The sequence below is a fragment of the Flavobacterium zepuense genome (assembly GCF_007097145.1).
GTDB classification, from domain to species: Bacteria; Bacteroidota; Bacteroidia; order Flavobacteriales; family Flavobacteriaceae; genus Flavobacterium; species Flavobacterium zepuense.
Genome location: NZ_VJVZ01000041.1, coordinates 1 through 1,030, shown reverse-complemented (window position 1 = coordinate 1,030; position 1,030 = coordinate 1). Strand labels below are relative to the sequence as shown.

Sequence of the window (1,030 nt, the reverse complement as noted above, 5' to 3'; positions counted from 1 at the left end):
TTCCGTTAGCATTTGAAGTGAAGTAAATGTCCTTCCGCAAGTCTGAAGCGGAATAAAGGCTAATCAATGCCGTATCAACGCTATAAAGACCGCCTGACCCATAGGTCACACGGTCATAATCGACCCGTTGCTGGGTAAAGTAGATTGTCTCTTCACTATTGTATGTAAAAGATGAGCCCCTTCTGATTTCTAGGGAATTATAATCAGTCAGTTTTGAATACAAGGCAAGGCATTTATCAGCATATAATTCTGCCTGCCCGTAATCCCGCATACTAAGGTAAACCCTTGCCAAAAGTGCATAGGAAGCTACTTTTGACGGGCGGTTCTTCTTACCTGTGATTATATCTTGTTGTAATAGTTTACTTGATTCTAAAGCATCTTTAATGATTTGATCGTAAGCTTGCTCCACACTACTCCGAGGAACATTCATGGTTATATCTGAGCTTAGCCTCAAAGGTATGCCCAGATCAGTATTTGCTGTCTGGCGGTTGTAAGCTTTTGAGAAATTGCTTACTAAAGCGTAAAAGGCGTAGGCTCGGTCAAAAAGCGCCCATCCTTTGATACGTTGTTTTTCAGGGTCATTAGTAATATCCTGCGTGGACATGATATCAAGAACGTTATTAGAATAAAATATTTGGGCGTAAGGTGCCCGCCAGTCGCCTAATTGCGTTTCGCCTTCGTATACGTCAGGTTTCCAAATATAAGCGTTGCGAATTATTGGGTCTTGTAGGGACTGGTATAATGTGAAACTTGTAATGTAATACTCGTCCGCTGATAACTGGGCAAGTGCAGGGGTAATATTCATCACACCGGTATTATCCAGCAGGTTTTCGAAATCCTGTGCCGTTTTAGGCAATACGAGCGTACTGTCCGGTTTTAAATCTAATTTTTTACCGCAGCTTAACAAAGTGGATATGGTTATTAATAGAATAATTTTTTTCATGTCCTTAATTAAAAATTCAGGTTAATACCAAGTGAACAACTAAAGGGGATTGGAATATTAGAGGAACCGTAGTCAGGGTCGATGTGG

The 1,030-nt window shown here is 40.8% G+C and carries 1 protein-coding gene; it reads right to left on the bottom strand.

Features of this window, described 5'->3' with window-relative positions; genetic code table 11:
- Positions 1–943: RagB/SusD family nutrient uptake outer membrane protein (locus FMM05_RS20905; RefSeq protein WP_143375365.1), on the bottom strand; the 943-nt coding region annotated here is incomplete at its 3' end.
- Positions 944–1,030: the final 87 nt, after the last annotated feature.